This is a genomic window from Sporichthyaceae bacterium, from assembly GCA_036493475.1.
In the GTDB taxonomy this organism is placed as follows: domain Bacteria; phylum Actinomycetota; class Actinomycetes; order Sporichthyales; family Sporichthyaceae; genus DASQPJ01.
The window spans coordinates 1-23145 of record DASXPS010000133.1 but is presented as its reverse complement, the minus strand read 5'-3'; the positions used below and the strand labels follow the sequence as shown (position 1 = coordinate 23145).

At 70.8% G+C, this 23145-nt stretch carries 24 protein-coding genes; 6 read left to right on the top strand and 18 right to left on the bottom strand.

What is annotated here, in order from left to right; all coding sequences use genetic code 11:
• Positions 1–281: 281 nt before the first annotated feature.
• Entirely contained in the window at positions 282–1175 is an 894-nt protein-coding gene (locus tag VGJ14_14020) for a sulfotransferase (GenBank protein ID HEY2833540.1), read from the top strand.
• A gap of 30 nt (positions 1176–1205) precedes the next feature.
• Here the strand turns inward: VGJ14_14020 and truB are convergent, their stop codons facing one another.
• From truB to rimP, 6 genes are all read right to left on the bottom strand, one after another.
• On the bottom strand, positions 1206–2105 hold the full coding sequence (gene truB, locus VGJ14_14015) for a tRNA pseudouridine(55) synthase TruB (GenBank protein ID HEY2833539.1): 900 nt from the start codon (positions 2103–2105) through the stop codon (positions 1206–1208).
• Entirely contained in the window at positions 2102–2554 is a 453-nt protein-coding gene (gene rbfA / locus VGJ14_14010) for a 30S ribosome-binding factor RbfA (GenBank protein HEY2833538.1), read from the bottom strand. The genes truB and rbfA overlap by 4 nt, the downstream gene beginning before the upstream one ends.
• A gap of 3 nt (positions 2555–2557) precedes the next feature.
• Positions 2558–2851: a DUF503 domain-containing protein gene (locus VGJ14_14005; protein HEY2833537.1), complete on the bottom strand. Its 294-nt coding sequence runs from the start codon at positions 2849–2851 to the stop codon at positions 2558–2560.
• On the bottom strand, positions 2851–5745 hold the full coding sequence (gene infB / locus VGJ14_14000; GenBank protein ID HEY2833536.1) for a translation initiation factor IF-2: 2895 nt from the start codon (positions 5743–5745) through the stop codon (positions 2851–2853). The genes VGJ14_14005 and infB overlap by 1 nt, the downstream gene beginning before the upstream one ends.
• A 447-nt stretch (positions 5746–6192) precedes the next feature.
• Entirely contained in the window at positions 6193–7197 is a 1005-nt protein-coding gene (nusA, locus tag VGJ14_13995) for a transcription termination factor NusA (GenBank protein ID HEY2833535.1), read from the bottom strand.
• Positions 7197–7688 (bottom strand): ribosome maturation factor RimP, encoded by a 492-nt coding sequence (gene rimP, locus VGJ14_13990; protein HEY2833534.1) that lies wholly within the window; start codon positions 7686–7688, stop codon positions 7197–7199. The genes nusA and rimP overlap by 1 nt, the downstream gene beginning before the upstream one ends.
• 118 nt (positions 7689–7806) lie before the next feature.
• On the opposite strand from rimP, the gene VGJ14_13985 reads away from it, so the two are divergent.
• Both VGJ14_13985 and VGJ14_13980 read left to right on the top strand, forming a co-directional pair.
• Positions 7807–8304: a hypothetical protein gene (locus VGJ14_13985; protein HEY2833533.1), complete on the top strand. Its 498-nt coding sequence runs from the start codon at positions 7807–7809 to the stop codon at positions 8302–8304.
• Complete coding sequence (locus tag VGJ14_13980; protein ID HEY2833532.1) at positions 8301–8744, top strand: ferritin-like domain-containing protein; 444 nt, start codon at positions 8301–8303, stop codon at positions 8742–8744. The genes VGJ14_13985 and VGJ14_13980 overlap by 4 nt, the downstream gene beginning before the upstream one ends.
• On the opposite strand, the gene VGJ14_13975 is transcribed toward VGJ14_13980, so the two are convergent.
• Genes VGJ14_13975 through dxr form a run of 6 tightly spaced genes read right to left on the bottom strand, consistent with a single transcriptional unit; the run spans position 8730 to position 14347 of the window.
• Positions 8730–9185 (bottom strand): hypothetical protein, encoded by a 456-nt coding sequence (locus VGJ14_13975; protein HEY2833531.1) that lies wholly within the window; start codon positions 9183–9185, stop codon positions 8730–8732. The two genes, VGJ14_13980 and VGJ14_13975, sit on opposite strands and share 15 nt — an antisense overlap.
• Before the next feature lie 56 nt (positions 9186–9241).
• Positions 9242–9799: a GNAT family N-acetyltransferase gene (locus VGJ14_13970; GenBank protein HEY2833530.1), complete on the bottom strand. Its 558-nt coding sequence runs from the start codon at positions 9797–9799 to the stop codon at positions 9242–9244.
• A 19-nt stretch (positions 9800–9818) separates the two neighbouring features.
• Positions 9819–10706 carry a GNAT family N-acetyltransferase gene (locus VGJ14_13965; protein HEY2833529.1) on the bottom strand — a complete coding sequence of 296 codons (888 nt, stop codon included), beginning with the start codon at positions 10704–10706 and terminating at the stop codon, positions 9819–9821.
• A gap of 29 nt (positions 10707–10735) precedes the next feature.
• Entirely contained in the window at positions 10736–11896 is a 1161-nt protein-coding gene (gene ispG / locus VGJ14_13960; protein ID HEY2833528.1) for a flavodoxin-dependent (E)-4-hydroxy-3-methylbut-2-enyl-diphosphate synthase, read from the bottom strand.
• Positions 11897–11912: 16 nt separating this feature from the next.
• Positions 11913–13121 carry a site-2 protease family protein gene (locus tag VGJ14_13955; protein ID HEY2833527.1) on the bottom strand — a complete coding sequence of 403 codons (1209 nt, stop codon included), beginning with the start codon at positions 13119–13121 and terminating at the stop codon, positions 11913–11915.
• Positions 13118–14347, bottom strand: a complete 1230-nt coding sequence (dxr, locus tag VGJ14_13950; protein ID HEY2833526.1) for a 1-deoxy-D-xylulose-5-phosphate reductoisomerase — start codon at positions 14345–14347, stop codon at positions 13118–13120. Before dxr ends, VGJ14_13955 begins: the two co-directional genes overlap by 4 nt.
• A gap of 193 nt (positions 14348–14540) precedes the next feature.
• Between dxr and VGJ14_13945 the strand changes: the two genes are divergently transcribed.
• Entirely contained in the window at positions 14541–15161 is a 621-nt protein-coding gene (locus VGJ14_13945) for a hypothetical protein (GenBank protein HEY2833525.1), read from the top strand.
• Here the strand turns inward: VGJ14_13945 and VGJ14_13940 are convergent.
• Positions 15158–17035: a propionyl-CoA synthetase gene (locus VGJ14_13940; GenBank protein ID HEY2833524.1), complete on the bottom strand. Its 1878-nt coding sequence runs from the start codon at positions 17033–17035 to the stop codon at positions 15158–15160. The genes VGJ14_13945 and VGJ14_13940 overlap by 4 nt on opposite strands.
• Positions 17036–17107: 72 nt before the next feature.
• Here VGJ14_13940 and VGJ14_13935 point away from each other — a divergent pair, with 72 nt between their 5' ends.
• Positions 17108–17956, top strand: coding sequence for a mycofactocin-coupled SDR family oxidoreductase (locus tag VGJ14_13935; protein HEY2833523.1), 849 nt, complete (start codon positions 17108–17110; stop codon positions 17954–17956).
• A 7-nt stretch (positions 17957–17963) separates the two neighbouring features.
• On the opposite strand, the gene VGJ14_13930 is transcribed toward VGJ14_13935, so the two are convergent.
• From VGJ14_13930 to rlmN, 4 genes are read right to left on the bottom strand one after another with little or no spacing between them, the layout of a single operon-like run.
• Positions 17964–18908 carry a vWA domain-containing protein gene (locus VGJ14_13930; protein ID HEY2833522.1) on the bottom strand — a complete coding sequence of 315 codons (945 nt, stop codon included), beginning with the start codon at positions 18906–18908 and terminating at the stop codon, positions 17964–17966.
• Between the two features lie 24 nt (positions 18909–18932).
• Positions 18933–19835 (bottom strand): MoxR family ATPase, encoded by a 903-nt coding sequence (locus VGJ14_13925; GenBank protein HEY2833521.1) that lies wholly within the window; start codon positions 19833–19835, stop codon positions 18933–18935.
• A gap of 22 nt (positions 19836–19857) precedes the next feature.
• A complete protein-coding gene (locus VGJ14_13920) occupies positions 19858–20424 on the bottom strand; it encodes a suppressor of fused domain protein (protein ID HEY2833520.1) in 567 nt (188 codons plus the stop codon).
• On the bottom strand, positions 20421–21620 hold the full coding sequence (rlmN, locus tag VGJ14_13915) for a 23S rRNA (adenine(2503)-C(2))-methyltransferase RlmN (protein HEY2833519.1): 1200 nt from the start codon (positions 21618–21620) through the stop codon (positions 20421–20423). The genes VGJ14_13920 and rlmN overlap by 4 nt, the downstream gene beginning before the upstream one ends.
• A 37-nt stretch (positions 21621–21657) precedes the next feature.
• Here rlmN and glyA point away from each other — a divergent pair, with 37 nt between their 5' ends.
• Positions 21658–22920 carry a serine hydroxymethyltransferase gene (glyA, locus tag VGJ14_13910; GenBank protein ID HEY2833518.1) on the top strand — a complete coding sequence of 421 codons (1263 nt, stop codon included), beginning with the start codon at positions 21658–21660 and terminating at the stop codon, positions 22918–22920.
• A gap of 112 nt (positions 22921–23032) precedes the next feature.
• On the opposite strand, the gene VGJ14_13905 is transcribed toward glyA, so the two are convergent.
• A complete protein-coding gene (locus VGJ14_13905) occupies positions 23033–23143 on the bottom strand; it encodes a phosphatidate cytidylyltransferase (GenBank protein ID HEY2833517.1) in 111 nt (36 codons plus the stop codon).
• Positions 23144–23145 lie beyond the last annotated feature (2 nt).

The window sequence follows — 23145 nt, the reverse complement described above, 5'->3', positions numbered from 1 at the left end:
CCACGGTGCACGCCGTCGAAGTTGCCCGAGGCGACCACGCAGGGTCCGAACGTGGACGGCACGTTCTGCAGCCGCCAGACCTGCACTCCGCCTCCTGTGGCTCGCCCGGTCATCGTACGGGGGCGGGATTGGGCCCCCGGTGACACGCCCGCGGAAAGCTTTTTTCGCACGTTCATCCGCTGGACAAACACGCAGGTCACCGTGGGCTTTATGGTGTTCACATGACGACTGTGACGCTGCGTCACAGAAAATTCCCGGGCAAAATCCCTACGGTCGCGATCATGGCGAAGCGTTGGCGACCCCAGGTCAACCGCGCGTCGGCGACCAAGCTCGTCGCCCCATCGGACAGCACGGAGCTTCCGGCCGCTTCCCCGGTACTGACACCGGCCGAACCCGGTTCGCGGCTGCTGCCCGACCCGGTATTCATTCTCTGTTCCGTTCGTTCCGGTTCCACGCTGCTGCGCATGCTGCTCAACGCCCACCCCACGGTGCACGCCCCACACGAGCTGCACCTGGGCGGGCTGCAGGTGCACGCTGCGTCCAAGCGCACCGCCGCCGCGTTTTCCGAGCTGGACATGCCCTCGATGGAGTTGGAACACCTGCTCTGGGACCGGGTGCTGCACCGCCAACTGCAGCGCAGCGGCAAGCAGGTCCTGGTCGAGAAAACCCCGAACAACGCTCTGATCTGGCAGCGGCTGGTGGCCTGCTGGCCGGACGCCCGCTTCCTGTTCCTGTTGCGCCACCCGGCCACCGTCGCCGCGTCCTGGGCGGAAGCGCATGCCGGGCGACGCAGCCGGGACGAGGTGTTGGCCAAGGTGCTCAAGTCGATGCGGGCGGTGGAGGTGGCCCGGCAGAACCTGCCCGGCATGACGCTGCGGTACGAGGAGCTGACCGCAGATCCCGTCGAGCAGACCCGGCGCATCTGTCGATTCCTCGGTCTGGACTGGGACCCGGCCATGCTCGACTACCTGGACGGCGACGAGTCGTTCACCCGTGGATTGGGCGACTGGCGGGACAAGATCCGCTCCGGGCGGGTGCAGGCGGCGCGTCCGGTGCCGTCGGGCCCCATCCCCGGGGAGCTGCTCGAACTGTGCGGTGCGTGGGGCTACCTGCCCGAGGCGACCGAGGCGACCGAGCCGACGGAGCAGCGGACGCGGTCATTGTCGCTGCTCTGAGTCACGCCACGCCGGTTAGCCCGGGCGTGCTCAGCCGGCGCCGGTGAAGCCGACCACCGGCCAACTGCGACCGTTCTTGTCCCCCAACAACGCCACCAGCTCCCCGTCCGGCCCGAATGCGGCCACCGGGCCGTCGCCGTGGCCCTCCTCGGCGGGGATCCATCCGCCGTTGCCGATGATCCGGGCGGCCAGATCGTCGAGCTCTCGGCAGGGGAACGCCGCTCGAGCGACCGCGGCCAACGGCAGCACCACCAGTTCCTCGGCGAGCTGCTCCAACGAGCGGCACGCGGCGAGGTCGAACGGTCCGACGCTGATCCGGCGCAACGCCGTCAGGTGCCCACCCACGCCCAGCGCCGCACCGAGGTCGCGGGCGAGCGCACGGACGTAGGTGCCGGTCGAGCAGCGCACCTCGACATCCACGTCGAGCACCACGCCACCCGGACGCAATTCCCCAACCTCGAATTGGTGCACGGTCACCGGTCGAGCAGCCAACTCCACGTCCTCACCGGCCCGGGCCCGCTTGTACGCCCGTTCCCCGTCGACCTTGATCGCCGAGATCGTGGTCGGCACCTGCAGGATGTCCCCGGTCAGCTTCCCGACGGCCTCGCGGATCGCGGCCTCACCCACATTGGCATCGACCGCGGCGAGGATCGATCCGGCGGCGTCGTCGGTGTCGGTGGACTCACCCAGCCGAATCGTCGCCGTATAGCTCTTGTCCCCACCCGCGAGATAGCCCAACAGCCGGGTGGTCCGTTCCACCCCGACCACCAGCACCCCGGTGGCCATCGGGTCCAGCGTCCCGGCGTGCCCAACCTTGCGCGTCCCCGCCAACCTGCGCACCCGCGCGACCACGTCGTGCGAGGTCATCCCGGCGGCCTTGTCGACCAGCACCAGTCCGCCCGGCCCGGGTTGCGCCTTCGGCCCACTCACGCTTCCTCTTCGTCGTCCTCGTCAGGGTGCCGATACGGATCGGCCTCGCCCGCGTACTGGGCACCCGCGGCCCGCTGGTGCACCTCGGCGTCCGCGGCGGCGGCGACGGCGAGCAGGTCGTCGATGGTTTTCGCGGTGTCCGGCAGCGCGTCGGGGATGAAGGCCAGCGAGGGGGTGTGGCGCACCCCGGTCTGTCGACCCACCTCGGTGCGCAGCACGCCTTTGGCACTTTCCAATGCGGCCGCGCTGCTCGCCCGCTCGTCCTCCTCGCCATAGACGGTGTAGAAGACAGTCGCCTCACGCAGGTCGAAGGTCACCCGCACGTCGGTGACGGTGACGAAGCCGAGCCGCGGGTCCTTGACCCGCATCTCGAGCGTCTCCGCCACCACGACCTTGATCCGGTCGGCCAACTTGCGGGCGCGCGCCTGTGCCGCCGCCGAGGCAACCATCGGTCAGTCGTCCTCTCCATAAAGTCGCTCACGCACACTCAGCACGTCGATCTCCGGACGCCCGGCGACCAACGCCTCGCAGGCATAGAGCACCTCCCGGCAATGCGCCGCGTCCGCCGAGACGAACGCGACGCCGAGCAGGGCGCGGCGGTGCAGGTCCTGGTCCCCGACCTCGGCGGCCGAGACCGGGTACTTGCGGACCAGCTCGGCCAGGATCGGCCGCACCACACCCCGCTTCTCCTTCAGCGAGTGCACATCGCCGAGCAACACGTCGATCGACAGGCTCCCGACGAACATCAGGCCCTGGGCTTCTCCCGCATCTCGAAGGTCTCGATCACGTCATCGACCTTGATGTCGTTGAACGACCCCAGGCCGATACCGCACTCGAAGCCCTCACGCACCTCGCTGGCGTCGTCCTTGAACCGACGCAGCGACTCGATGGTGAGGCTCGGCGCCACCACCGCGCCGTCGCGGACCAGGCGCGCCTTGCTGTTGCGCTTGATCTCGCCCGACCGCACGAGGCAGCCGGCGATGTTGCCGAACTTCGAGGAGCGGAACACCTCGCGGATCTCCGCGGTGCCCAGCTGAATTTCCTCGAACTCCGGCTTGAGCATGCCCTTGAGCGAGGCCTCGATCTCCTCGATCGCCTGGTAGATGACCGAGTAGAAGCGGATCTCCACCCCGGCCCGATCGGCCGCCTCACGGGACTTGCCCTCGGCACGCACGTTGAAGCCGACGATCACCGCACCGGAGGCCGCGGCCAGGTCGACGTCGGACTCGGTGATCGCACCGACACCGCGGTGAATGACCCGCAGGTAGACGTCGTCGCCGACCTCGATCTTGAGCAGCGCGTCCTCCAGGGCCTCAACCGAACCGGAGACGTCGCCCTTGAGGATGAGCAACAGCTCGTCGCGCTTGCCCTGGGCGAGCGCGTCGGCGAAGTTCTCCAGACCGATGCGCGGGCCCCGCTGACGAGCCAGCTGCGCGTTGCGCTCGCGCGCCTCCCGCCGCTCGGCGATCTGCCGGGCCACCCGGTCCTCGGAGACCACCAGGAAGTTGTCCCCGGCGCCGGGCACCGAGGTCAGGCCGAGCACCATGACCGGACGGGCCGGGCCCGCCTCGGGCAGCGTGTTGCCGTGCTCGTCGAGCAACGCCCGCACCCGACCGAAGGCGTCACCCGCGACGATCGAGTCGCCCGGGCGCAGCGTGCCGCGCTGCACCAGCACGGTGGCCACCGGACCGCGACCGCGGTCCAGGTGCGCCTCGATCGCCACGCCCTGCGCGTCCTGAGTCGGATTGGCCCGTAGGTCCAGGGCCGCATCCGCGGTCAGGATGATCGAGTCGAGCAGGCCGTCGATGTTGATGCCCTGCTTGGCCGAGACGTCCACGAACATGGTCTCGCCGCCGTACTCCTCGGCCACCAAGCCGTACTCGGTGAGCTGACCGCGCACCTTGGCGGGGTCGGCCCCCTCCTTGTCGATCTTGTTCACCGCCACCACGATCGGTACGCCCGCGGCCTGCGCGTGGTTCAGCGCCTCAATCGTCTGCGGCTTCACACCGTCGTCGGCCGCGACCACCAACACCGCGATGTCGGTGACCTGCGCACCACGGGCCCGCATCGAGGTGAAGGCCTCGTGACCCGGAGTGTCGATGAAGGTGATGGCGCGCTCGCGGTCCTCGCCCGGGTGCGCGATGACCTGGTAGGCACCGATGTGCTGGGTGATGCCACCGGCCTCGCCGCCCATCACGTTGGTGTTGCGGATGGCGTCCAGCAGCTTGGTCTTGCCGTGGTCGACGTGACCCATGACGGTGACCACCGGCGGGCGGATCATCAGGTCTTCCTCGCCGCCCTCGTCCTCGCCCCAGGACAAGTCGAAGGTCTCCAACAGCTCGCGGTCCTCGTCCTCCGGAGAGACGATCTCGAGCACCACGTTGAGCTCCTGGGCGAGCAGCTCCAGGGTGTCGTCACCGACGGACTGAGTGGCCGTCACCATCTCGCCGAGGTGCATCATCACCGCGACCAGCGAGGCCGGGTTCGCGCCGATCTTCTCCGCGAAGTCGGTCAGCGACGAGCCGCGCGGCAGCCGGACCGTCTGGCCCTGACCACGCGGCAGCGACACGCCACCGATCGACGGCGCCTGCATGTTGTCGAACTCTTGACGGCGCTGCTTCTTGGACTTGCGGCCCTTGGTCGGCCGCCCGCCCGGACGCCCGAAGGCGCCCGCGGTACCACCGCGGCCGCGGCCTCCGCCGCCACCCCCGGGGCCACCCGGACGACCGCCGAAGCCGCCGCCACCCGGCGCACCGCCCGGCGCTCCGCCAGGACCACCCGGACGACCGCCGAACCCGCCGCCACCACCACCGGGACGGCCGGCGAAACCGCCGCCGCCACCACCGCCGGGGCGTGCCCCGGGACCACCGGGACGGGCACCCGGACCACCCGGTCGCGCACCCGGACCACCGGGACCGGCCGGTCGAGCACCGGGACCGGCGGGACGGGCACCCATGCCGCCGGGGCTCGGACGCGGGCCGCCGGCACCGCCCGGCCGCGGACCGCCCGTGGCGGGCGGACGCGGGCCACCGGGCGCCGCGGGGGCACCCGGACCGGACGGCGCACCCGGCCGCGGCGCGTTACGCGCCGGCGGGCGGGCCATGCCGCTGGCCGCCGAGGTGAAGGGATTGTTGCCCGGCCGTGGACCGGTCGGACGCATGCTCGGACCCGGCCGTGGGCCACCCGCCGACGCCTGGCGTGGGGCGTCCTCGACGGGCGCGGGCGGAGCCGCCGGCGCCAGTGCCGCAGCCGCCGGTGCCACGGCCGGCGCAGCCGGAGGGGCCGCGGGCGCGGGCGGCGGAGCGGGCGGGGCCACCGCCGCGGCCGGAGCCGCCGGTGCCGCCGCAGGCTGCGGCGCAGCAGGAGTCACCGCCGGCGTGGGTGCCGCAGGCGGAGCCGCCACCGCGGCTACCGCGGCCGGCGCGGCCTCCGCGGGCGGAGGCTTGGGCGCCGTCCGACGCGCGGCCGGCTTTGCCGGGGCGCCGGCCGGGAAGGCCTCTTGAAGTTTGCGCACCACCGGGGCCTCGATGGTGCTGGACGCGGAGCGGACGAATTCGCCCAACTCCTGGAGCTTGGCCATGACGACCTTGCTCTCTACGCCGAACTCCTTGGCGAGTTCGTAGACCCGGACCTTGGCCACTGTTCTCCTTCTGGCCCGGGCTCGCGCACGGACCTTTAGTTCAGGCTGGTACTCATCGCTGCGTGCTCATCGCGCGCTCATCGCAATCGACCTGCTTCCAATTGGTTCCGTACGTCGTTCGCCACTCATCTTGCCGGGTTCTCTTCCCCCTGCCGGAGCACGAACTCCTCCAGCCCCGCGGTGTCCAACGGACCGGTGATCCGCAGGGCACGCGCGAACGCCCGACGACGCAGCGCGAGGGTAAGGCACTCAACATCTGGATGCACAGACGCACCGCGTCCCGGCATCCGGCGTCGAGGGTCGGGGACAGCGACGCCCTCGACCACGACAACCCGTAGCAGGTTCTCCGCCCACGTCCGTTCCCGACACCCGATGCAGGTGCGCTGCGGGTTACTCATGTCGCGAGCCGGACACGTGCGGTGAACCACGAGCAGTCTAGCGCCTCGCTCACCCGGACCCGTCCGCGGCGGCGCCCGGCCCGGGCTCGACCGCGGTGTCCGACCGGATGTCGATGCGCCAGCCGGTCAGCCGGGCGGCCAGGCGCGCGTTCTGGCCCTCCTTGCCGATGGCCAGCGACAGTTGGTAGTCGGGCACCACTACCCGGGCGGCACGTGCGTCCGCGTCCACCACCTCGACGGAGCTGACCCGGGCCGGGGACAACGCGTGCGCAACCATCTCGATGGGGTCCTCGGACCAGTCGACGATGTCGATCTTCTCTCCGTGTAACTCGTTCATCACGTTGCGCACCCGGGCGCCCATCGGTCCGATGCACGCGCCCTTGGCGTTCACCCCGGCCCGGTTGGACTTCACCGCGATCTTGGTGCGGTGCCCGGCCTCCCGGGCGATGCCGGCGATCTCCACGGTGCCGTCGGCAATTTCCGGCACTTCCAGCGCGAACAGCCGACGCACCAGGTTCGGGTGGGTGCGGGACAGCGTTACCGACGGCCCGCGCACGCCCTTGCGCACGCCCACGACGTAGCACTTGATCCGGGATCCGTGCGCGTAGTCCTCGCCGGGCACCTGCTCCTGCGGCGGCAGGATCGCCTCCACCTTTCCCAGGTCGACCAGCACCGCCTTGGGATCCTTGCCCTGCTGGATGACACCGGACACGATGTCGCCCTCGCGGCCCAGGTACTCCCCGTAGGTGACCTCGTCCTCGGCGTCGCGCAACCGCTGCAGGATCACCTGCTTCGCGGTGGTGGCCGCGATCCGTCCGAAATCGCCCGGGGTGTCGTCGTACTCGCCCAATGGCTCACCCTCGGGGCCGAGCTCGCTGGCCCAGACCACCACGTGGCCGCTGCCGCGGTCCAACTCGACCCGGGCATGCGGCACCGACCCGTCGGTGCGGTGGTAGGCGATGAGCAGGGCTGCCTCGATCGCCTCGACGAGCAGGCCGAAGGAGATCTGTTTCTCCCGTTCCAGCGCCCGCAGGGCGCTCATGTCGATGTCCATCAGCCCTCCTCCTTTCGCTCCGCGCTCGAACCGAACTCCACCTGGATCCGGGCCCGGGCGACCGCGGCGTAGGGCAGCCGCGTCGGCGTCGGATCACCGGTGTCCAGGTCCACGCCGTCAGCATCGGCGGCCAGCACCCGCCCGGTCACCGGCCCGCCGCTGCGCCGTTCCGCGCGCACCGTTCGCCCGGCGGCCCGCCGCCAGTGCCGCGGGTGGGTGAGCGGGCGGTCCACGCCGGGACTGGTCACTTCCAGCACGTACGGGTCCGCCCCCATCACATCGTCGGCATCGAGTGCCGCGGACACCGCTCGACTGACGTCGGCGACGGCGTCCAGGTCCACGCCCCCGTCTCGATCCACCACCACGCGCAGCACGCGGCGGCGCCCGGCAGGGCTGATCTCGATGCCCTCCAGGTCCACGCCGAGGTCGCCCACGGCGGGACCCAGCACTGCGGCCAACCGAGCCGGCAATGCCCGATCCGGAGCGCCCATGCGCGCACCTCCCATCGCGACCGGCTCGCGAGAACACACAGTATTGCCGCGAGCACCCGGCGCGCCCCTCCGCCCGACGTGCGGTCGGATTCCCGGCCCCGTGTTGTAACGTCCGCACGTGCTGTCCCGACGTGGCGTAATTGGCCTGGCGGTGGTCTCGCTGGCCGGCCTGGTCGGCTGTTCCAGCAGTTCATCGGGTGACAAGGGCCCCGGCGGCGGGAACGGCAAGGGTGTCGACGCGGACGCCGCGGTGCTGACCGAGGCGATCGCGGACACCCGGGATCTGATCGCCCGCTACGACAACGCGCCGCGCTCGGTGCCCAAGAAGATCATCGCGTTGCGCGCGGATCACCTTGCACACCTGCAGGCGCTGGGCGCGACGGCCACGGTCGGCCCATCGCCGTCGGCCACGTCCGGGGTTGGCGGCGAACCCTCGGCCAAGCCATCGACCGGCGCGCTCGCCGAGCTGGCCGCCGCGGAGAAGGCCGCCGCGGACCGTCGGGTGGACCAGTGCAAACGGGCCCAGTCGCCGGACCTGGCGCGGCTGCTCGCCTCGATCGGTGGGTGCGAGGCCGCCCACGCGAGCCTGTTGGCCGCCCCGGGTGGCAAGTCATGAGCACGATTCCCGTCGATGTGCTGCAACGGGCGCTGAGCGCGGAGCACGCGGCGATCTACGCCTACGGGGTGATCGCCGCGCAACTGGCCGGTCAGCCCCGCCGGGACGCCTCGGCCGCGCTGGATCAACACCGCGCCCGCCGCGACCGGCTACGTGAGTACGTGATCGAGGGCGGGGCCAAACCCGCCGAACCCGATGCGGCCTATCAAGTGCCCAGCCCGGTGCTCACCCCGGTGGCTGCGCAGGCGCTGGCCGCCAACGTGGAACGTCTGATGGCGCTGGCCTACGGGGATCTGGTCGCCGCGGCCAACGACGACCTACGGGGCTTTGCTGCGCACGCGCTGGCCGACGCCGCGGTGCGGGAGACCGGTTGGGGCGGTCAGGCCCCGCAGTTCCCGGGGCTGGTGCGCCCCGGCGTCAGTCCGTCACCCACGCCCTGAGGTCCACCGCTCCGGAAGCGTCGGGGGCAGGCCGTCGTCGGCAATCGCGGTGCCATCCGCGGCCAGCTGGGTCTGGTCGCTCTCCGCCGCGGTGTGCGGCGCCCGATTGGCCGGCAGCTGCGGGTGCGCCTCCGACCACCAGGTGGCGATCCAGTCGCCGAGGTACACACCGACCACGCAGTAGATCAGCATCAGGATGGAAACCCAGCCGATGTCCGCAGTGCGCATCACCGCGGTCGGCCACCCGATGACCAGCGCCCAGATCACCGGTGTGGTGGGGCGGGCGAGGCCGAACGGGAGCGCGCCGAGCACCAGCAGCACCGCGAGCAACCGGGAGGGCGGGTTGTCGTCGAAGAACGAGATCGAGCCGATGAGCAGGCCGGTGATCGCTGCGGCGATCCACAGCAGCGTCAGCTTCATCCGCGGGTCCCGGGCCTTCATCGTGTCGTCACCATGCCTCGTCGCACACCTCGCACGTCTTACCCAGCGTAGGACGGTTATCCGCGCGACTCAGGGATTTCCGCAGCTTCGTCGCGCCGCCCCGACCCGGCGTTTAGGGGCAAATGCGCACCCATCAGGGCGAAGGGTTGCGGGGTGACACCGAATCGGAATCCGGTGACCAGGTCCTGAAACCCCACCCGCCGGTACAGCCGACGGGCGGCCGAGGGCAGGTCGTAGGTGGACAGCAGCGCGATCGGCCGATCGGTGGCGGCGAGCAGCCGGTTGAGCAGGGCGTAGCCCACGCCGCGGCCCTGATGACCGGGCAGCACATGCAGTTCGGTGACCGCGTGCGCGTGGTCGACCCAGCCGACGTGCTGCGCAGCGAGCAGCCCGCGACGCACCTGGTCGAACCACCACTGTCCCTCGGCGCAGTCGGTGCCGTAGGTGTAGCCGACCATGCGGTCGTCCTCGAAGGCGCCGAAGGCCCGGAACCCGGGGTAGTGCACGTGCCGGTTGAGCACCGCGTAGCGGTCCGGCGGCACCGGGCCGAGCGCCGCCTCCTGCACCGCACCGGTCTCCGCGGCTCGACCCAGTAGGTCGAGGGGTTCGATCACGACCACGTCCACAGTCCGCTCAGAACAGCACCGAGCAGAACGTCGCGGCCTGCCGGAAACCGACGCGGCGATACACGGCCCGGGCGATGAGGTTGTAGTCGTTCACGTACAGGCTCACGATCGGCGCCACCTCCCGCCGGGCCAACTCGACGACCGCAGCCATGCCGCCGGCGGCCAGTCCGCGGCCACGGTGCGCCGGGTTGACCCACACGCCCTGCACCTGGCACACGCCGCCGGATGCCGCGCCCACCTCGGCCTTGAACACCACCTCGCCGTCCTCGATGCGGGCATAGGCCCGTCGGGTCTCGATCAGCTCGCGCACCCGCGCCCGGTACAGCGCGCCGCCGTCGGCGGCCATCGGGGAAATGCCGACCTCCTCGGTGAACATCGCCACGCAGGCGGGCAACAGCAGGTCCAGTTCGGCCGGGCGGACCACCCGAACGCCGGGGTCCGGCGCGTGCCGCACGGGACCGTCGAGCTCGAGCAGCGGCTGCCCGGACCGGATCTCCCGGGCCGGTCCCCAGGCCGGCGCCAAGCGTTGCCACAGCGGCAGCACCTGTTCGGCGCGGCCGACGATCGAGGAGCACCGGCGGGGCAGGGTCGCCGCCTGCTCACCGAAAGCGGCCACCGCCTCGGCGTCGGCGGCCACCGGCACCACGTTGGCGCCGAAGTAACACATCGCGGTCAGTTCACCGTCGCGGTGGTGGCCCCACATCTCCCCGCCGGACCGCGGTGCGCCCAGGCCGACCGACCGCAGCCGGGAGAGCACGAAGACGTTGGCCACCGGGTCGAGTGCGCCCAGCCGGGTCGCGGCGGGCAGGTCGGCGGGGCCGAGGACCCGGACGGTGCCGCGGGACAACTGCCTGACAGAACTCCGGTAGGGCGCAGCCCTGGGTGTGTCGAGCACCGAAGGCTCCTTCCCCAAGCGCCGCACAACTACCGCGGCGCGACCTCGACCGTCGGTTCCCCAGAGGCTACGCCGTCAGCGGCCATCTCCTCGGCCAAGCGCAAGGCCTCCTCGATCAGTGTTTCCACGATCGCGGATTCCGCAACGGTCTTGATTACCTCACCGCGGACGAAGATCTGACCCTTCCCGTTGCCCGAGGCCACCCCCAGGTCGGCCTCCCGGGCCTCGCCGGGGCCGTTCACCACGCAGCCCATGACGGCTACCCGCAGCGGCACCTCCAGCCCCTCCAGCCCGGCGGTCACCTGGTTGGCCAGGGTGTAGACGTCCACCTGGGCGCGTCCGCAGGACGGGCAGGACACGATCTCCAGGCCGCGCTCGCGCAGGCCCAGGGACTCCAGGATCTGGTTGCCGACCTTGACCTCCTCGACCGGCGGCGCGGACAGCGAAACCCGGATGGTGTCCCCGATGCCCTCGGCCAGCAGCGCGCCGAAGGCCACCGCGGACTTGATGGTGCCCTGGAAGGCCGGACCGGCCTCGGTGACGCCCAGGTGCAGCGGGTGATCGCAGGCCGCGGCCAGCTTGCGGTAGGCGTCGATCATCACCACCGGGTCGTTGTGCTTCACCGAGATCTTGAAGTCGTGGAAGTCGTGCTCGGTGAACAGCGAGGCCTCCCACAGCGCGGATTCCACCAGCGCGTCGGCGGTGGCCCGGCCGTACTTCTGCAGCAACCGCGGGTCCAGCGACCCGGCGTTCACGCCGATGCGGATGGAGATCCCGGCGTCCTTGGCCGCCCGCGCGATCTCGCCGACCTTGTCGTCGAACTTCTTGATGTTGCCGGGGTTCACCCGAACCCCGGCGCAGCCGGCGTCGATCGCGGCGAACACGTACTTGGGTTGGAAGTGGATGTCCGCGATCACCGGGATGGAGGAATGGCGGGCGATCTCGCCCAGCGCGTCCGCGTCGTCCTGGCTGGGCACCGCGACCCGCACGATCTGGCAACCCGCGGCGGTCAATTCCGCGATCTGCTGCAGGGTGGCATCCACGTCTGCGGTCAGCGTGGTGCACATCGACTGCACTGACACGGGCGCGTCCCCGCCCACTGCCACCGACCCGACCATGATCTGCCGCGACCGACGCCGGGTGGCCAGCGACGGCGGCGGTACGCCAGGCATGCCAAGAGCGACGCTCATGACATCGAGCTTATGTTCAACTGATCGTGACGGGATTGACCAGGTCGGCGGCCACCAGAAGAACAGTGAGCCCCACCACCAGGATCAGGAAGCCGTAGGCCATCGGCAGCAACTTGGTCATGTCCACCCGACCCGGGTCCGCGCGGCCGATGCGGCGATAGAGCCGGCGGCGGCTCGACTCGTAGGAGACGACTGCCATGTGTCCGCCGTCCAGCGGCAGCAGTGGCAGCGCGTTGAACAGACCGATGAAGATGTTCAGCCCGGCCACGTTCAGCAGCACGCTGGACATCCGATCGGCGAACGAGGCGTGCTGGGTGGAGAAGGTCTCCCCGGAGATTCGTGCCGCGCCGACCACGCCGACCAGGCCCTGCTTGTCCCGCTGTCCGCCGTCCAACGAGGAGATCAGGTTCGGGATCTTCTGCGGGATGTGCCACAGCGCGGACACGCTGGCTTTGAGCGTCTGCCCGATCAGCGAGATCGAGTGGCGCGAGCCGGCGATCGGGCCCGCGTGAACGGTGTGTTGCTGCGGTTCCACGCCGAGCACGCCGACCGAAACGTCGCGGTCGGGATGGTCCAGATCCGGCCTGGTCCGGCTGACCAGGTCCGGGGTGAGGGTGAGAGTCGCCTCGCCGCGCTGCACGGTGATGGCCAACGGGCCCGGCCCGTGTGCGCGGATCGCGCGGGTGGCGTCCTCCCACTTCGCCACCGGCTTGCCGGCCACCGCCACCACCCGGTCGCCCGACTGCAGGCCCGCGGCCCGCGCCGGGGAAGCCGGGTCGGACGGGCCGCAGGGGTTGGTGGATCCGGCGGCCGGGATGCAGGCCTCGACGTTGTCGATGGAGGTGGTGAGCGCCCGGGTGCCGAAGCCGCTGAGCACGATGACGAACAGCACGAAGCCGATCACCAGGTGCGAGATCGACCCGGCGGACAGCACGATCAGCCGGCGTGGTGCGGAGTAGCGGTAGAACGCGCGCGGCGCGTCCTCCTCGGAGACCGTCTCCAGGTCGGACATCCCGACGATCTTCACGTAGCCGCCGGCCGGAATGGCTTTGAGACCGTATTCGGTCTCGCCGCGGCGGAACGACCAGATTTTGGTGCCGAAGCCGATGAAGTATTCGGTGGCCTTCATGCCGAAGGCCTTTGCGGTGAGCAGGTGGCCGAACTCGTGGATGGCCACCGACATCATCAGCAGGAAGACGAACAGCAGGACGCCGATCAGCGTCATCTGCCTGCCCCCCTTCCCGATCCGGTCCCCGCACCGACCCTATGTCGGGCCTGCTCGCGCGCCCAGCTTTCGGCCTCGAGGACGTCGGTGAGGCTCAGCGTCCCGTCCCCTCCGCGCCCCTCATGATCGGACACAACTGCGGCCACTGTCTCCACGATGCCGACGAACGGCAGTCGACCGGCCAGGAAGGCGGCCACGCACTCCTCGTTGGCCGCGTTGAACACGGCCGGCACGGTGCCACCGTCGCGCCCGCACTGGCGGGCCAGTTCCACCGCGGGGAACGCGGCGGTGTCCAGCGGCGCGAAGTCCCAACGCGCGGCTGTCTCCCAGGTGCACGGCGCGGCCACGCCGGGCACGCGGTCCGGCCAGGCCAGGCCCAGCGCGATCGGCAGCCGCATGTCCGGCGGGCCGGCCTGGGCGAGGGTCGAGCCGTCGGTGAAGGTGACCATGGAGTGCACGATCGACTGCGGGTGTACCACCACGTCGATCGCGTCCAGCGGGATGTCGAACAGCAGATGCGCCTCGATCAACTCCAGGCCCTTGTTCACCAACGTGGCCGAGTTGACGGTGACCACCGGACCCATGTCCCAGGTCGGGTGGGCCAGCGCCTCGGCCGGCGTCACTTCTTGTAGTTCGGCGGCATTGCGCCCGCGGAACGGGCCACCGCTGGCGGTGAGCACCAGGCGGGCCACCTCGTCGCGCCGGCCGCCGCGCAGGCACTGCGCGATCGCCGAGTGCTCGCTGTCCACCGGTACCAGTTGGCCAGGCGCGGCGGCCGCGGTGACCAGGGGGCCGCCGACGATCAACGATTCCTTGTTGGCCAGGGCCAACGGCCGGCCGGTGCCCAGCGCGGCCAGGGTGGGCGCCAAGCCGACCGATCCGGTGATGCCGTTGAGCACCACGTCGGCGGGCCAGGCGGCCAATTCGGTCAGCGCGTCCGGGCCGGCCAGGATCTTCGGCAGTTGGTGCCGGCCCGCGCTGAACCCCCGGCTCTGTGCGGCCGCGAACAACGCCAGTTGCAGATCGGCCACCGCGGTCGCCCGGGCCACCGCGACCACGTCGACGGCGAACTCCAAGGCCTGCGCGGCGAGCAGGTCGACGTTGCCGCCGCCGGCGCCCAGGCCAACCACCCGGAACCGGTCCGGAGCGTGGCGCACCACATCGAGGGCCTGGGTCCCGATGGAACCGGTGGACCCGAGGATCACCACCTCGCGGGGCGCGGTCATCAGGCCATTGTTCACCCTGAGCTGTTGCGGCGGCGTGTCCGCGATCTGATCACCCGTTACCCGACCGGTATAACCCCCTCCTGGTATTCGCCACTCGCTAGCGGATATACCGAGGCACGTCGGTATTTTCATTGGCGAGGAGGCGGCGGTGGACGTCGGACGACTATCAACGCGGGCGTGGGGTTCGCGACGAGTGATCGCGCCGGTAACGGCGGCCATGATGCTGCTGACCGCGTGCGGGGGAGGTGGCAGCAAGGACAACGCCAACCAGTCCAGCGGCGGCACCGGGTCGACCGCGGCCTCGCCGACCCCGTCCTCTGAGGCGATGGGCGGCATGGACATGAGCTCGCCGACGGCGACCAGCACCCCGGAGGCGCTGGATACGGGCACCTACCAGGGCACGTTCAGCAACCTCGCCGCTGCCCCCGCGGGCACCGGGACAATCGGCGGCACCGCGACGATGGTGATCAGCAAGTCCGGCACCACGGTGAGCATCGCCGCCACCGGGTTGGACCCGAAGGCCGTCTACATCGCACACGTGCACAAGCAGGCCTGCTCGGACAACGGCGGCGGAACCCACTTCCAGTTCACCCCCGGCGGTGAGGCGAAGCCGCCGAATGAGGTCTGGCTGACCCCGGTCACGGTGACCTCGGGCGGCAAGGGCAGCGCGAAGACGACCGCGGACAAGCCGGTGAACTCCGACGCGAAGTCGGTGGTGATTCACCTCAAGCGCGCGCCCGGCTCGTCCACCGACGAGGCCACGCCGCCGAAGCTGGCCTGCGCCGATCTGGCCCCGAAGAAGTCCTCCGCCTAATCCCCGCTCAGGATCGGGCGCAACTTATCCAGCACGGTGGCGTCCTCGATGGTCGACGGGATCATCTCCGGACGGCCGTCGGCGATGTTGCGCATGGTCTTGCGCAGGATCTTGCCCGAGCGCGTCTTGGGTAGTGCAGGGACGACGTCGGCCCGCTTGAAGGCGGCCACCGCGCCGATCTGCTCGCGGATCGCGGCCACCAGTTCGGCGCACACCGTCTCCTCGTCGACCTGCACGCCGGACTTGAGCACCACGAGCCCGCGCGGTACCTGACCCTTGAGCTCGTCCTTGACGCCGATCACCGCGCATTCGGCGACCGCCGGGTGTTGGGCCAACACCGCCTCCATGGAGCCGGTGGACAACCGGTGTCCGGCGACGTTGATCACGTCGTCGGTGCGGCCGAGCACGTAGACGTAGCCGTCGGCATCGATGTAACCGCCGTCGCCGGACAGGTACCAGCCGTCGTACGCGGTCAGGTAGGAGGCGATGTAGCGCTCGTCGTCGTGCCACAGGGTGGGCAGAGCGCCGGGCGCCATCGGCAGCTTGATGCAGATCGCGCCCTCCACGTCGGGCGGGCAGGGTTTGCCCTCCCCGTCGAGCACCTGCACGTCCCAGCCGGGCATGGGCACCGTGGGCGAACCCGCCTTGATCGGCAGTTGCTCCAGGCCCAACGGGTTGGCCACGATCGGCCAGCCGCTCTCCGTCTGCCACCAGTGGTCGACGATCGGCACACCGAGCTTTTGCGACGCCCAGTGGAAGGTGTCCGGGTCCAGTCGCTCGCCCGCCAGGAACAGCGCGCGGAACGCCGACAGGTCGTGGTCGGCCATGAACTTGCCCTCGGGGTCCTCGCGCTTGATCGCGCGGAACGCCGTGGGCGCGGTGAACAGGGTGACCACGCCGTGCTCGGCGATCACCCGCCAGAACGCGCCCGCATCCGGGGTGCCCACCGGCTTGCCCTCGTAGAGCACCGTCGTCGCGCCGAGCAGCAGCGGCGCATAGACGATGTAGGAGTGCCCGACCACCCAGCCGACGTCGGAGGCGGTCCACCACACCTCGCCGGGCTTGAGCCCGAAGATGTTGGTGATGCTCCACTGCAGGGCCACCGCGTGCCCGCCGTTGTCCCGCACGATGCCCTTGGGTCGACCGGTGGTGCCGGAGGTGTAGAGGATGTAGAGCGGGTCGGTGGCGTCCACCGGCACGCAGTCCGCCGGGGTCGCCTTCGCCATCGCGTCGTGCCAGTCGACGTCGCGCGGCCCCATCTCCGCGCGGCACTGCTCGCGCTGGAAGATCACGCAGTGTCCGGGCTTGTGATCCGCGGCCTCGATCGCCGCGTCCACCATCGGCTTGTACTCCACGATGCGGGTCGGTTCGATCCCGCAGGACCCGGCGACGATCACCACCGGTTCGGCGTCGTTGATCCGGTCGGCCAACTCGCGCGGAGCGAAGCCGCCGAACACCACCGAGTGCACCGCGCCCAGCCGGGCACAGGCCAACATCGCCACCACGGCCTCGGGGACCATCGGCATGTAGATGACCACCCGGTCCCCGCGGGTCACCCCGAGGGAGGCCAGCACACCGGCGAACTTGGCGACCTCGTCTCGTAGCTCGCGGTAGGTGAGCTTTCGCTTCGTGCCGGTCATCGCGCTGTCATGAATGAGCGCGATCTGGTCCGCCCGGCCGTTCTCCACGTGCCGGTCCAACGTGTTGTGGCAGGTGTTGAGCTGCCCGTCGGGGAACCACCGCACGAACGGCGCCGCGGCGTTGTCGCACACCACGGTGGGTTGGCGCACCCAATCGACCGCGTCCGCGGCCTCCCCCCAGAAACCGTCGGGGTCGTCGAGGCTGCGGCGGAACGCGTCGGAGTAGGCACCCATACCGCCATCCTTGCGCGTCTTCTCGGATCAGACCAGGCTGCCCAGCACACGCCGATCGACTGGGGAGCACGCATGGGACGCGTTTCGGGGAAGGTCGCCTTCGTCACCGGTGCCGCTCGCGGCCAGGGCCGCGCCCATGCGCTGCGGCTGGCCGAGGAGGGCGCGGACATCGTCGCCGTTGACATCTGTGGCCAGCTGGACACCGTGCCGTACCCGATGTCGACCCCGGACGACCTGGCGGCCACCGCGAAGCTGGTCGAGGAGCGCGACCGTCGGGTGCTCACCCGCCAGGTCGACGTGCGTGACCTGGGCGCCCTGCAGGCCATGGCCGCGGACGCGGTCGCCGAGTTCGGCGGCATCGACATCCTGGTGGTCAACGCCGGCATCGCCAGCATGGGCCCGTCGTGGGAGCTGACGGAGCACGAGTGGGAACAGATGATCGCGGTCAACCTGACCGGTGTCTGGAAGACCACCAAGGCGGTCATCCCGGCCATGATCGAGGCCGGCCGCGGCGGATCGATCATCCTGACCAGTTCCATTGCCGGGCTGCTGCCGTTCGCGATGTTGTCGCACTACACCTCCGCCAAGCACGGCGTCACCGGGCTGATGCGCACGCTGGCGGTGGAACTGGCCCCGCACAACATCCGGGTGAATTCGGTGCACCCCGGAGTGGTCAACACCGACATGGTCAACAACCCGGCCACCTACCAGCTGTTCCTGGGACTGGACAACCCGTCCAAGGAAGAGGCCATGGCCGGCTTGCGGTTCATGAACGCGTTGAACACTCCGTTCGTCGAGCCGGAGGACATCGCCGATCTGGTGCTGTTCCTGGCCTCCGCGGAGTCCCGCATGATCACCGGCACCACCCAGGTCATCGACGCGGGCGCGAGCTTCCCCTGGAAGATTCCGCACGCCGAGTGACGGTGCGTCAGTCGGCGAAGAACCGACTGATCGCCGGCGCCACCTGACGGTGATCCCGGATCACCGCGAGTCGGCCCCGGCCGAGCCGCGCAAGGTCCCGGGCGAGGTCCAGGTCGTGTTCGTCCGAGCAGTCGAGCAGCACGTCCACCCGGGGCAAGCGCGCGGCCTCCGGCCGGGGATCCGGCCCGGCGTTGTGCACGCAGTCGGACAGCAGCAGCACCCGGGCCTCGCGCAGCGGGCTGCTCGCCAATTGGTCGCGGGCCACTTGAAGGGGGAACGCCACGTTGGTCAGCCCTTTCGCCGGAATGCGCACCATCGTGTCCAGCAACCGTCCGGGTGCGAGGTGATCGGTGAGGCCGGTCAGCAGCATGGCGTCCGCGGCGAAGGCCACCACCGCGAGCGCGTCGCGCACGAACTCGCCGGCCAACGCCCCCACGGTGGCCGCTGCGGTGCGCACCCGCTCCCCGCGCATCGACCCGGAGACGTCGACGAGCAGCACCACGGCCCGGCGGGGGCGGATGAATTCGCGAACCACGAAGTCCTCGTCCCGCGGCTGCGGCATGGCGAGGACCTGCTCCAGAGTGCGGTCGAGGTCGAGGTCGTCCCCGCTGCCCCGCCACGGCACGCTGACCAGCTCGCCCGCCCCCCGTCGGGCGATGGTCCGTCGGGGCGGACGGGGCAACGCGAGCCGAGCCGCGATCTGCCGGGCGCGACGCAGCACCAGCGGGTCGGTGTCCGGCTCGACGGGCGCCGCGATCAACCGCCCGCGTTCGGTGGTGAGGCCGGGTGCGGTGCCGTCCCGGCCCGGACGCTCGGGCGCTCCTTCCCGCCCGGCCACGGCCGCGCCGGAGTCGGTTGCCCGGCGCAGCACCGGCGGGGCATCGAGTGTCTTGGGTTTGCGCCGCAAGGGCGCCAATCCGCCGCTGCGCTGCGCGGTCTGCGGCCGTCGCACCGGACCGTCCGCGGCGACTGACCTTCAACCGGGCTCGGCCAGCGCCGGGGCGAGCACGAAGTGGTCCTCCCAGATCGCGCGCAGCACCTGTTCCGGGGTGCGTTCGGCGACGTCGTCGAGGTGGATGCGCCCGGACAGCGCCACGGTCATCGCCCGGTAGACGGTCTCGGCGTAGTTCTCGTCGTCCTCCAGTTCGAGCAGCCGTGCCACCACCAACGCCAGGTCGATCGCGCCGCGCACGCTGCTGCCCCACCGGATGTCCTGGTGCGTGCGGGTCGCCCGGGTCAATCCGACCGCGTCGGCGACCAACCGGGACCGCAGCCCCGACTCGAGGTCACCCAGCGGTGCCCGCAGCGCGACGATGCCGCGCTCCGCCGCGTCGTCCTGGTAGTCCACCGCCAGCCGACAGAACCGGTCGTGGATGGACGCGGACAGCCGGGTGGTGCCCACGTTGTCGTAGGGGTTCATCGACGCAATGATCCGGAAGGTGGGCGCCGCCACCACCGTGCCCACCCGCGGTACTGCCAACTGACGCTCCGCCATGGCCGTCAGCAGCGTGTTCAGGGTGTCCTCGGGCGCCCGGTTCATCTCCTCCACGTAGAGGAATCCCCCGGCGCGCATGGCCTCGACCAACGGGCCCTCGATGAAGGTGTCCGCGCTGTAGTCCGCACGCATCACCCGCGACGGACTGTGGTAGCCGACCAGCTTTGCCGGCGTCAGATCCGCGTTGCCCTCGACAAACAGCATCGGGATGCCCCACTGCCGGGTGATCGCGCGGACCAGGGTGCTCTTCGAGGTGCCCGGCGGGCCCTCCAGCACCACGTCGCGCCCGGCCGCCACCGCGGCGAGCAGCAGGGCGAGCTCATCGCGCCGTCCCACGATGTCGGCCGCAATGCGGTCGCGCACCTCACGCAGATTTTCGGTCACTGGCCCTCCTCGCCACCGCCGATCACACCACTGAGGGCCGCATCGGATCGGTGAACGAGACTGCCATGCCCTCCAGCCGCGCCTCGAAGGCCTCCACCCCATCCACCGCGATGAAGGCGGCCTCGGCCGGCGTGATGGGCAACAACCACAGCAGTCGCAGCGTGTTGCGCTTCCAGCGCACGTATTCGAAGTTCGGGCCATACGGGTAGGGCAGGGTGGCCAGCAAGCGGTCGCAGGACGAGCCGGGCAGCCACGGCCGGCCCAGCGGTACCACCGCGCCGCGGTCCAACCGACCGGCCGGGGTGCCGCAGTGCTGCGCGGCGGCCATGGCCACCGACTCCACGTGCCCGACGTCGGGTTCGGCCGCGGTCAGCACGAACTCCATGCCCGTGCCGTTGACCCCGACTGCGTCGAAGCAACCCAGGCTCAGGTACGTGCACAGGTCCAGCCGCGGGCCGGCGGGCACCTCGATAACCTGCAGCCCCGGCACCCGATCGGCCAGGTCCGCGGGCGGGTCCAGGGCGTACACCTGGTGACCGGTGAACCAATCGCGCAGGTGTCGGCCCACCGCCTCGGTCGCGCCGTTCACCCGGCACCCCCATCACCACTTCGTCCGGCGTTTCGGGCTATCCCGGGCCCCTGATGCCCCGAAACGCCGGAGGAAGATGAGGGGAGCGCGGCGGCCAGTTGCCCGCAGGCACCGTCGATCTCCCGACCGCGGGTGTCCCGCACGGTCACCGCCACGCCGTGCGCCTCCAGCCGACGCACGAACGCCCGCTCGTCGCGCTGACGCGATGCGGTCCAGGCCGAACCCGGTGTGGGATTGAGCGGGATCAGGTTCACGTGCACCCAGCCCGCGCCGCGGCCGCCGGCGACCAACAGCCGACCCAGCCCGTCCGCCCGCTCGGCCTGATCGTTGACGTCGCGGATCAACGCGTACTCGATGGACACCCGCCGCCCGGTGCGCCGCCAGTACTCGTGCGCGGCACCGACGACCTCGGCCACCGGCCAGCGCCGGTTCAGCGGCACCAGGGTGTCGCGCAGTTCGTCATCGGGTGCATGCAGGCTCAGCGCGAGCGTGACCCCAAGACCGGAGTCCGCAAGCCTGCCGATGGCCGGCACCAATCCGACGGTGGACACCACGATGGACCGCCGGGAGATGCCCAGCCCGTCCGGCTGCGGGTCAATCAGCCGCTGCAGTGCATCGGTCACCGCGCCGGGGTTGGCCAGCGGCTCGCCCATGCCCATGAACACCACGTTGGACACGCGGCCGGGACCACCCGCCACCGCACCGCTGTGCACCGCTCGCGCCGCCGCCACTACTTGCTCGACGATTTCCGCGGTGGACAGGTTCCGGGTCAGCCCGGCCTGGCCGGTGGCGCAGAACGGGCAGTTCATGCCGCAGCCGGCCTGGGAGGACACGCACACGGTGATCCGGTCCGGGTAGCGCATCACCACGGACTCCACCAAGGCGCCGTCGAACAGCCGCCACAGCGTCTTGTGCGTGGTGCCCGCGTCGCAGGTCAGCTCCCGGGCCGCGGTCAGCAACGGCGGAAACAGGGCGGCGGCCAGTCGGGCCCGGGCCCCGGCCGGGATGTCGGTCCAGCTCGCCGCGTCCGCGGCGTGGTGCACGAAGTAATGCCGGGACAGCTGACCGGCGCGGAAGGGCTTCTCGCCCAGCTCCGCCACGACCGCTCGGCGCGCGGCCGCGGACAGGTCGGCGAGGTGCCGCGGCGGCTTGGCCCGGCGCGGGGCGATGAGCGTCAGTTCTCCGGGAGCAGGCATGATTGAAGTCCATTCTCGCAGCGCCTGGAGGACTGAGTTGACCGCCGTTCCCGACCCGCCACTCAGCGTGACCGACCCCGAGATCGCCGAGCTGCTCGCCGCGGAGGAACGCCGTCAGGCGGACACGATCAAACTGATCCCGTCGGAGAACTACGTCTCCCGGGCGGTGCTCGAGGCCACCGGCACGGTGCTGACCAACAAGTACTCCGAGGGCTACCCGGGCAAGCGGTACTACGAGGGCCAGCAGGTCATCGACCAGATCGAGACCCTGGCGGTGCAGCGCGCCAAGGCACTGTTCGGCGTGGACCACGCCAACGTACAGCCCTACTCCGGGTCGCCCGCGAACCTGGCCGTCTACCTGGCCTTCCTGTCCCCCGGCGACAAGGTGCTGGGCATGGGCCTGCCGCACGGCGGTCACCTCACCCACGGCTGGTCGGTGTCGGCCACCGGCACCTGGTTCACCCCGGTGCGTTACGGGGTGCGCAAGGACACCGGCCGGGTGGACATGGACGAGGTCCGCGACATTGCCCTGGCCGAGCGGCCGAAACTGATCTGGTGCGGCGGCACCGCGGTGCCGCGCACCATCGACTTCCCGGCCTTCGCCGAGATCGCCCGGCAGATCGACGCGGTGCTGGTCGCGGACATCGCGCACATCGCCGGCCTGGTGGCCGGTGGCGCGCACCCGTCCCCGGTCGGGCACGCGCAGGTCATCTCCACCACCACCCACAAGACGCTGCGCGGCCCGCGCGGCGCGATGTTGATGAGCGACGAGGCGCACGCCAAGGCCATCGACAAGGCCGTTTTCCCCGGCCTGCAGGGCGGCCCGCACAACCACACCACCGCGGCCATCGCGGTGGCGCTGAAGGAGGCGGCCACCGAGGACTTCCGGCGCTACGCCGCGGCGGTGGTGTCCAACGCCAAGGCGCTGGCCGAGGGGCTGGCGTCGCGTGGGTTCGAGCTGGTGTCCGGCGGCACCGACAACCACCTGGTGCTCATCGACCTGACCAACAAGGGTGTGGCGGGCAAGCCCGGCGCGCAGGCGCTGGACCGGGCCGGCCTGGAGACCAACTACAACACCGTGCCGTTCGACCCGCGCAAGCCCTTCGACCCCTCCGGCATCCGCATCGGCACCCCCGCGGTCACCTCCCGCGGCATGGGCCCGGCCGAGATGGACGCCATCGCCGGGTGGTTCGAGGAGGTCATCAGCGCAGTCGCGCGCGGCGACGAGGACACCGTGATTCGGGTGCGCAAGGAGGTCACCGACCTCACCGCGGCGTTCCCCGCTCCCGGCCTGGGATAGGCGCTCCGCTCCGCTCATTCATGATCTGAGCGAGTTCTGTCATACCCGGGGCGTCACTTTTCGGGCGCTGGAAGGCCCGAAAATGACGCTGCGCGTATGACAGTGGCGGCGTTCAGCGCGGGTTGACGATCGCGGCCAGCAACAGCCAGGCGATGGGCGCGGCCACCAGCAGCGAGTCCAGGCGGTCCATGATGCCGCCGTGGCCGGGCAGCAGGGTGCCCATGT

Excerpts from the sequence above, each read along its gene's own strand:
- dxr (HEY2833526.1), bottom strand. The coding sequence starts at position 14,347 with ATGACCGCGCCCCGCGAGGTGGTGATCCTCGGGTCCACCGGTTCCATC.
- VGJ14_13955 (HEY2833527.1), bottom strand. The coding sequence starts at position 13,121 with ATGACGCTGATCGGCGTCCTGCTGTTCGTCTTCCTGCTGATGATGTCG.
- VGJ14_14020 (HEY2833540.1), top strand. The coding sequence starts at position 282 with ATGGCGAAGCGTTGGCGACCCCAGGTCAACCGCGCGTCGGCGACCAAG.
- VGJ14_13980 (HEY2833532.1), top strand. The coding sequence starts at position 8,301 with ATGAGCACGATTCCCGTCGATGTGCTGCAACGGGCGCTGAGCGCGGAG.
- VGJ14_13935 (HEY2833523.1), top strand. The coding sequence starts at position 17,108 with ATGGGACGCGTTTCGGGGAAGGTCGCCTTCGTCACCGGTGCCGCTCGC.
- nusA (HEY2833535.1), bottom strand. The coding sequence starts at position 7,197 with ATGGACATCGACATGAGCGCCCTGCGGGCGCTGGAACGGGAGAAACAG.
- VGJ14_14005 (HEY2833537.1), bottom strand. The coding sequence starts at position 2,851 with ATGTTCGTCGGGAGCCTGTCGATCGACGTGTTGCTCGGCGATGTGCAC.
- VGJ14_13940 (HEY2833524.1), bottom strand. The coding sequence starts at position 17,035 with ATGGGTGCCTACTCCGACGCGTTCCGCCGCAGCCTCGACGACCCCGAC.
- rbfA (HEY2833538.1), bottom strand. The coding sequence starts at position 2,554 with ATGGTTGCCTCGGCGGCGGCACAGGCGCGCGCCCGCAAGTTGGCCGAC.
- ispG (HEY2833528.1), bottom strand. The coding sequence starts at position 11,896 with ATGAGCGTCGCTCTTGGCATGCCTGGCGTACCGCCGCCGTCGCTGGCC.
- rlmN (HEY2833519.1), bottom strand. The coding sequence starts at position 21,620 with ATGCCTGCTCCCGGAGAACTGACGCTCATCGCCCCGCGCCGGGCCAAG.
- rimP (HEY2833534.1), bottom strand. The coding sequence starts at position 7,688 with ATGGGCGCTCCGGATCGGGCATTGCCGGCTCGGTTGGCCGCAGTGCTG.
- VGJ14_13975 (HEY2833531.1), bottom strand. The coding sequence starts at position 9,185 with ATGAAGGCCCGGGACCCGCGGATGAAGCTGACGCTGCTGTGGATCGCC.
- VGJ14_13905 (HEY2833517.1), bottom strand. The coding sequence starts at position 23,143 with ATGGGCACCCTGCTGCCCGGCCACGGCGGCATCATGGACCGCCTGGAC.